This is a genomic window from Caldimonas sp. (genome assembly GCF_046291045.1).
Classification (GTDB): domain Bacteria; phylum Pseudomonadota; class Gammaproteobacteria; order Burkholderiales; family Burkholderiaceae_C; genus Caldimonas.
This window is the reverse complement of the sequence record NZ_JBKBSL010000012.1, coordinates 74635-81826: the sequence shown is the minus strand read 5'-3', so window position 1 is coordinate 81826 and position 7192 is coordinate 74635. Positions and strand designations below refer to the sequence as shown.

The 7192-nt window shown below is 67.1% G+C and carries 5 protein-coding genes; 4 read left to right on the top strand and 1 reads right to left on the bottom strand.

Annotated elements, in window-relative coordinates:
- Positions 1 to 27: 27 nt before the first annotated feature.
- On the bottom strand, positions 28 to 2817 hold the full coding sequence (polA, locus tag ACK4ZD_RS06490) for a DNA polymerase I (RefSeq protein WP_409659803.1): 2790 nt from the start codon (positions 2815 to 2817) through the stop codon (positions 28 to 30).
- Positions 2818 to 2876: 59 nt separating this feature from the next.
- On the opposite strand from polA, the gene ACK4ZD_RS06485 reads away from it, so the two are divergent.
- The 4 genes from ACK4ZD_RS06485 to ACK4ZD_RS06470 all read left to right on the top strand — a co-directional run bounded on the left by ACK4ZD_RS06485 (position 2877) and on the right by ACK4ZD_RS06470 (position 7112).
- Positions 2877 to 3182, top strand: a complete 306-nt coding sequence (locus tag ACK4ZD_RS06485; RefSeq protein ID WP_409659802.1) for a hypothetical protein — start codon at positions 2877 to 2879, stop codon at positions 3180 to 3182.
- A 29-nt stretch (positions 3183 to 3211) separates the two neighbouring features.
- Complete coding sequence (locus ACK4ZD_RS06480) at positions 3212 to 4180, top strand: homoserine kinase (protein ID WP_409659801.1); 969 nt, start codon at positions 3212 to 3214, stop codon at positions 4178 to 4180.
- Positions 4177 to 4971, top strand: coding sequence for a BPSS1780 family membrane protein (locus ACK4ZD_RS06475; RefSeq protein WP_409659799.1), 795 nt, complete (start codon positions 4177 to 4179; stop codon positions 4969 to 4971). The genes ACK4ZD_RS06480 and ACK4ZD_RS06475 overlap by 4 nt, the downstream gene beginning before the upstream one ends.
- A 158-nt stretch (positions 4972 to 5129) precedes the next feature.
- Positions 5130 to 7112 (top strand): PhoX family protein, encoded by a 1983-nt coding sequence (locus ACK4ZD_RS06470; protein ID WP_409659797.1) that lies wholly within the window; start codon positions 5130 to 5132, stop codon positions 7110 to 7112.
- The last annotated feature ends 80 nt before the right edge of the window (positions 7113 to 7192 follow it).

The following is a 7192-nucleotide window of genomic DNA, read 5'->3' as shown; positions in this document are numbered from 1 at the left end:
CGCATGCACTCCCCGCAAATGGGGGGGTCAGTGCGCCTGATCCCAGTTGGCGCCTACGCCGACTTCGGCCACCAGCGGCACCGAGAGTTCGGCCACTGAGGCCATGATGCGCGGCACCTCGGCTTTCACCCAGTCGAGCTCGTCCTCAGGCACCTCGAAGACGAGTTCGTCGTGCACCTGCAGGATCATCAGCGTGCGGCGTCTTTCGCGGTCGAGCGCCCCCTGCACGGCGATCATCGCCAGCTTGATCAGGTCGGCCGCCGTACCCTGCATGGGGGCGTTGATGGCCTGGCGCTCGGCGGCACTGCGTCGCGGGCCGTTGGCGCCGCGAATCTCCGGCAGGACGATGCGCCGGCCAAAGAGCGTCTCCACATAACCCTGCTGCGCGGCACGAGCTTTGGTGGTGTCCATGTAGCGCTTCACGTCGGGATAGCGCTGGAAATAGCGGTCGATGTAGTCCTTGGCGGCTTTCTGCTCGATGCCCAGGCTGGCGGCCAGGCCGAAGGCGCCCATGCCGTAGATGAGGCCGAAATTGATGGTCTTGGCGTAGCGGCGCTGCTCGCTGGTGACTTGCTGCGGGTCCAGACCGAAGATCTCCGCCGCCGTGGCGCGGTGCACGTCCAGGCCTTCCTGGAAGGCCCGGCGCAGGTTCGCATCGCCCGAGATGTGGGCCATGATGCGCAGCTCGATCTGGGAATAGTCGGCCGAGACGATCACACGGCCGGCCGGGGCCACGAAGGCTTCGCGGATGCGCCGGCCCTCGGGCGTGCGGATGGGGATGTTCTGAAGGTTGGGGTCGTTGCTCGACAGCCGGCCCGTCACGGCCACGGCCTGCGCGTAGTTGGTGTGGATGCGGCCTGTGTGCGGGTTGATCATCAGCGGCAGCTTGTCGGTATAGGTGCCCTTGAGTTTGGACAGGCTGCGGTGCTCGAGGATGCATGCGGGCAGTGGATAGTCGGCTGCCAACTTCTCTAGCACCTCCTCGTCGGTGGACGGCGCGCCGCTGGCCGTCTTCTTCACCACCGGCAGGCCGAGCTTGCCGAACAGGATTTCGCCGATCTGCTTGGGGCTGCCCAGGTTGAAGGGCTGCCCGGCCAGCTCGTGCGCGCGCGCCTCCAGCGCGAGGATGCGCTGGGCCAGTTCGTGGCTGAGGCGCTCGAGCACCTGCGCGTCGACCTTCACGCCGTTGCGCTCGATGCGCTGCAGGATGGCCGATGTGGGCATCTCGATGGACTCATAGACGTAGCGCAACCCCGCTTCGGACTGTATGCGCGGCCACAGCACTTGATGCACGTGCAGGCACATCTCGCTGTCCTCGCCCGAGTATTCGGTGGCGCGTCGCACATCGACCTGTGCAAAGGGGATCTGATGAGCGCCCTTGCCGCACAGTTCCTCATACTCGATGCCGCGGCGGCCGAGATGGCGGTCGGCCAGACTGCCCAGGTTGTGGGGCCGGTGGGCCTCGAGCACATAGCTTTGCAGCATCGTGTCGTGCACGTAGCCGCGCACCGCGATGCCGTGGTTGGCGAACACGTGCACGTCGTACTTGATGTGCTGGCCGATCTTGCGGCAGCCCTCGTCTTCCAGCCAGGGTTTCAAGCGCTCGAGCACGCCGTCCAGCGGCAGCTGCGCGGGCGCGTCGGCATAGGCATGGCCAATGGGCACATAAGCGGCCTCGCCAGGCTGCACGGCGAAGGACAGGCCGACGATGCGTGCGCGCATCGCGTCGAGCGAATCGGTCTCGGTGTCGAGCGCGGCCAGCGGCGCCTGCTTCAGGCGCACGATCCATTCCTCCAGCCGGTCCCAGTCGAGCACGGTCTCGTAGTGCCGCGACAGTGTCGCGCCCTGCTCGGGGGGCGGCGGGTCGGCAACCAGGTCGGCCGCCCCCGCGGGCGGGTCGGCCTGCGCCGCGGCTGCAGCAGTCGGCGCGGTGCGCGACTCCAATTCGCGCTTCCAGGTCTTGAAGCCGTGGCGTGTATAGAAGTCCAGCAGCCCAGGGGTGTCGGCTTCGCGCATCGTCAGGGCATCCAGGCGCGGCCACATTGGGATGTGGGCGGAGAGGTCGCAATCCGTCACCACGGTGATGAGGCGCCGCCCCAGGGGCAGCCAGTTCAGGGCCTTGCGCAGGTTCTCGCCGGCCACCCCTTTGATGCCGTCGGCGGCGGCGATCACGCCGTCGAGTGAGCCGTGCTCGGCGATCCATTTGGCGGCCGTCTTGGGGCCGACCTTGTCGACACCAGGCACGTTGTCCACCGCATCGCCGATGAGCGTGAGGTAGTCCACGATGCGCTCGGGTGGCACGCCGAACTTGGCCTTCACGCCCTCGATGTCGAGCGACTCGTTGCTCATCGTGTTGATGAGGGTGACGTCTTCGTTGACGAGCTGGGCCAGGTCCTTGTCGCCCGTGGAGATGATGACCCGGTGGCCGGCCTCACGCGCCACGCGGGCCAGCGTGCCGATGACGTCATCGGCCTCGATGCCGGGCACCTCCAACACCGGCCAGCCCAGCAGCTTCACCACCTCGTGGATGGGTTCGATCTGCGCCACCAGATCCTCGGGCATGGGGGCTCGCTGGGCCTTGTACTGCGCATACCATTCATTGCGGAAGGTCGGCCCCTTGGCGTCGAAGACGCAGGCCGCGTGCGCGGCCGGGAACTGCTCGCGCAGCCGGCGCAGCATCGCGATGATGCCGTGCACGGCGCCGGTGGGCTGGCCCTGCGGCCCGCGCAGGTCGGGCAGGGCGTGGAAGGCGCGGTAGAGGTAGCTGGAGCCGTCGACCAGCAGCAACAGCGGTGCGGTGGGGGTGTGCTCGTCCATGGGCGCGATTGTGGAGCAATCAGCCCACCGCCCCTGCAGGCTGCGCCTACAATGCCTGCATGCGCAACCGAGCCTGTCTTGCCATCGTCCTGGGCGCGGCGACCTGCCCCGCCTGGGGCCAGGTGGCCGCTGCGGCCGTGGTCACAGGCACGCCCGAGCCGGCCGTCCAGGTCATTCGTGTCGAGGACGAGTCCACCCGCATCGACGAGTTGCGGGTGCGTGGCCAGACCCTTCAGATCAGCGTGCAGCCCAAGAAGGGCGGGCGTGCTTATGAGGTCGTGCCGCCCGACAGCGGCCGCGACCCCTCCCAGCAAGGCGCTCGTGGAGCTTCGGGCCAGCGCGTCTGGCGCTTCCTGACCTTCTGAAGCCGGGGCCTCCTGGCAACTGCCCGTCCATGGCCGTTTTCACGACCGTCTCGCCTGAACAAGCCTCCGACCTGGTCCAACGCCTGAACCTGGGTCGCCTGGTGGAGCTGCGCGGCATCGCCTCCGGCATCGAGAACACCAACTACTTCGTCACTGCCGAACGCGAGGGCCGGCGCACCGAGTACGTGCTCACGCTTTTCGAACGCCTGAGTTTCGAGCAGTTGCCCTTCTACCTGCACCTGATGAAGCACCTGGCGGCGCGGGGTATTCCGGTCCCCGACCCGAAGGCCGACGCCAGCGGCGAGATCTTGCACACCGTATGCGGCAAGCCCGCGGCCCTTGTGGACAAGCTGCGCGGTGGCCACCAGCTCGCCCCCAGCCACGTGCATTGCCGCCAGGTCGGCGAGATGCTGGCACGCATGCACCTGGCCGGGCAGGACTACCCGCGCTTCCAGCCCAACCTGCGCGGGCTCGACTGGTGGGTCGAGACGGTGCCGTCCGTCCTGCCCCACCTCGACGCCACGCAGCGAGAGCTTCTGGAAAGCGAGCTGGCCTTCCAGCGCTTGCATGCCCAGTCGCCGGCCTACCTGGCCCTGCCGCGCGGGCCCATCCATGCCGACCTCTTCCGCGACAACGTGATGTTCGAGGGCGATACGCTCACGGGCTTCTTCGACTTCTACTTCGCCGGCGTGGATACTTTCCTGTTCGACATCGCCGTGTGCCTGAATGACTGGTGCACCGACCTCGACTCGGGCCGGCTCGACGAGGCACGCGCCGGCACCTTTGTCGCGGCCTATCAGGCGGTGCGTCCGCTCAGTCATGACGAGGTGAGGCTCATGCCCGCCTTGCTGCGCGCTGGTGCGCTGCGGTTCTGGATCTCACGCCTGTGGGACTACCACCTGCCGCGCGATGCCCACATGCTCAAGGCCCACGATCCGGGGCACTTCGAGCGCATCCTTCGCCAGCGCGTGGACACACCCTGGCACCCCGAAGCATGAAGCTGCGACAAGTCGGGCCGCTGCAAGGCATCCTTTGGGTGCGCCGTGGCTTCCAGATCTTCCTGCGCCAGCCGCTGGCCTACTCGGCATTGTTCTTCACGTTCCTGTTTGCTGCGTTCGTACTGGTGATCACGATGCGCCAGATCGGGGCGCTGGCGGTGCTGGTGCTCATGCCGCTGGTGTCGCTGGGCTTCATGCTGGCCACGCGCAAAGCGGTGGACGGCGGATTCCCCCTGCCCTCGTTGTTCATCGAGCCGCTGCGCGGATCGCGCCGGCAAGTCGCCGCGCTGCTGCAGATCGGACTGGCCTATGCCGTGCTATCCATGCTGACGATGTGGCTGGCCGACGCGATGGACGGCGGCCGAGTCGATGCCCTGCAGGGCGCAATGGCCAGCGGCGAGGCCACGGCCGAGATGATGGACGATCCGGCCATGCAGGGCGCCTTGCTGAGCCGGCTGCTGCTGACCGTGCCGGTCAGCCTGCTGTTCTGGCATGCCCCGGCCCTGGTGCACTGGGGCGGTGCCGGCGCCGTGCAGTCGGTGTTCTTCAGTGTGGTGGCCTGCTGGCGCAACCTGGGGGCTTTCACCGTGTACTTCCTCACCTGGGCGGCCGCGGTGCTGGTGTTCGGCGTGGTAGCCACGCTGATCTTCACCTTGCTGTCAGCCCCTCAGCTCATGGCCCTGGTGGCTTTTCCAGCCACGCTCATGTTCGTCACGGCCTTTTACGCCTCGCTGTACTTCACCTACGAAGACTGCTTCACGCAAGACGAGCCGCCCGCGCCGCAGTCCTGATCGGGGTCGTGCGTGCGGATGGCGCACCCTCGGCACCTGCATGACAAGCGCTTCACGGGACCGTCACGGTTGCGTCATCCTGAATTCCCATGATCGCGCTCGCTGAGGCGTGAAACCGTTCACGCCCAGGATGTCCAACCCCCAAGCAGGATCCCCCGATGAGCGCGTTCGACTCCGACGATATTCCGACCAGCCCCGCCACCCAGCCTCACTTCAATGAGATCGCCGACGCCGTCCGCTCGCGCCGCGGCTTTCTGAAGGCCGGCCTGGCCGTGGGCGCCGTGAGCTTCATGGGCGCCGGCTTGTCCGCCTGTGGCGGCGGCGATGACGACGATGACACCCCTGTGCCTGCCCCGGTGATGCTGGGCTTCACCGCCGTGGGGTCCAACTCGCTGGACACCGTCACCGTGCCCACCGGCTATCGCTCGGCCGTCTTCTGCCGCTGGGGCGATCCGCTGTTCCCCCACTCGCCGGCCTGGCGGCCCGACGCCACGAACACCGCCGATTCGCAGCGCCTGCAATTCGGCGACAACCATGACGGCATGCACTTCTTCCCGATCGACGGGAGCAGCACCGAAGGCCTGCTCGTGATGAACCACGAGTACCTCAACGACGAATACCTCTATCCCGCCGATGTCACGCCCGGCGGCACGGGCTGGTCGCTCGAGCAGGTGCGCAAGGGCCAGTACGCCCACGGCGTGTCGGTCGCGCACGTCCGCCGGGTCAACGGCAACTGGGAGGTGGTGATTCCCTCGCCGTACAACCGCCGCATCCATGGCCGCACGCCGATGACCATCACCGGCCCGGCCCGCGGTCACGCGCTCATGCGAACCAGCGATGACCCAGACGGCCATACCGTGTTGGGCACGCTGAACAACTGTGGCAACGGCGTTACGCTGTGGGGCACCTACCTCACCTGCGAGGAGAACTTCAACGGGTATTTCAGCAACCTCGGCGGTGTGACCCGCAACACCAACGAGACGCGCTATGGCCTGCCCAGCGGCCATTCCAGCTATCGCTGGGCCGACTTCGACCCCCGTTTCGACTACTCCACCGAGCGCAACGAGCCCAACCGCTTCGGCTGGATCGTCGAGATCGACCCCTTCGACCCGACCTCCACGCCCAAGAAGCGCACGGCGCTCGGCCGCTTCAAGCACGAGAACTGCGCGATGACCCTGGCTGCCAACAACCGCGTGGTGGTGTACATGGGTGACGACCAGGCCAACGACTACGTTTACAAGTTCGTCTCCAGCGGCACCTACAGCGCCACCACGCCGTCGATCAACCGCGACCTGTTGGACTCGGGCACGCTGTATGTCGCCCGCTTCGACGCTGGCGCGACGACCGGCGATATGATGGGCACGGGGGTATGGATCCCGCTGGTGCTGTCCACACCGACCACCACCGCTGGCCAGACGCTGGGCGACCTCTTTGCCGACATGGGTGAACTGCTGATCAACACCCGGCTGGCCGCCGATGCGGTGGGCGCCACGCGCATGGACCGGCCGGAGTGGGTCACCGTGCACCCACGCAGCGGCGAGGTGTACATCACGATGACCAACAACAGCGGACGCACCACCGCCGACGAAGTCAACCCGCGCACCAGCAACATCTACGGACAGATCGTGCGCTGGCGAGAGGCCGGTGGCGATGCCGCCGCCACGACCTTCGAATGGGACCTCTTCGTTCTGGCGGGCAACCCCGTCGTGCGCACCGGCCTGCAGGCCGGCTCCGCGAACGTGAACGCCGACAACATGTTCAACAGCCCCGATGGCCTGGCCTTCGATGCTGATGGCCGCTTGTGGATCCAGACGGACGGCAACTTCTCGAACGTGGGCAACTACGCCGGCATGGGCAACAACCAGATGCTGGTGGCCGACCCGCAAACGCGCGAGATCCGCCGCTTCTTGGTCGGTCCTTCAGGTTGTGAGATCACGGGCATCACCTGGACGCCCGACCGGCGCACCATGTTCATCAACGTGCAGCACCCTGGGGAATACGGCAGCCATCCGAACCGTCCCTCCGTCGACCCGAAGGATGACGCGCTGGCATTCTCACAATGGCCTGAGGCGGCCGGTGGCCGCCCCCGCTCGGCCACCGTGGTGATCTGGAAGGAAGATGGTGGCGTGATCGGTACCTGAGGCCGCCCCGTGGTGTCGCGCGGCCGGCTGAGCTGCGCACCGGCCGGGCCCTGCGGGGCCCGGTTTTCGTTGGCTTGCTC

Bases quoted from the DNA above. Each gene is read 5' to 3' on its own strand.
- polA (WP_409659803.1), bottom strand. From the start codon at position 2,817: ATGGACGAGCACACCCCCACCGCACCGCTGTTGCTGCTGGTCGACGGC.
- ACK4ZD_RS06485 (WP_409659802.1), top strand. From the start codon at position 2,877: ATGCGCAACCGAGCCTGTCTTGCCATCGTCCTGGGCGCGGCGACCTGC.
- ACK4ZD_RS06480 (WP_409659801.1), top strand. From the start codon at position 3,212: ATGGCCGTTTTCACGACCGTCTCGCCTGAACAAGCCTCCGACCTGGTC.
- ACK4ZD_RS06475 (WP_409659799.1), top strand. From the start codon at position 4,177: ATGAAGCTGCGACAAGTCGGGCCGCTGCAAGGCATCCTTTGGGTGCGC.
- ACK4ZD_RS06470 (WP_409659797.1), top strand. From the start codon at position 5,130: ATGAGCGCGTTCGACTCCGACGATATTCCGACCAGCCCCGCCACCCAG.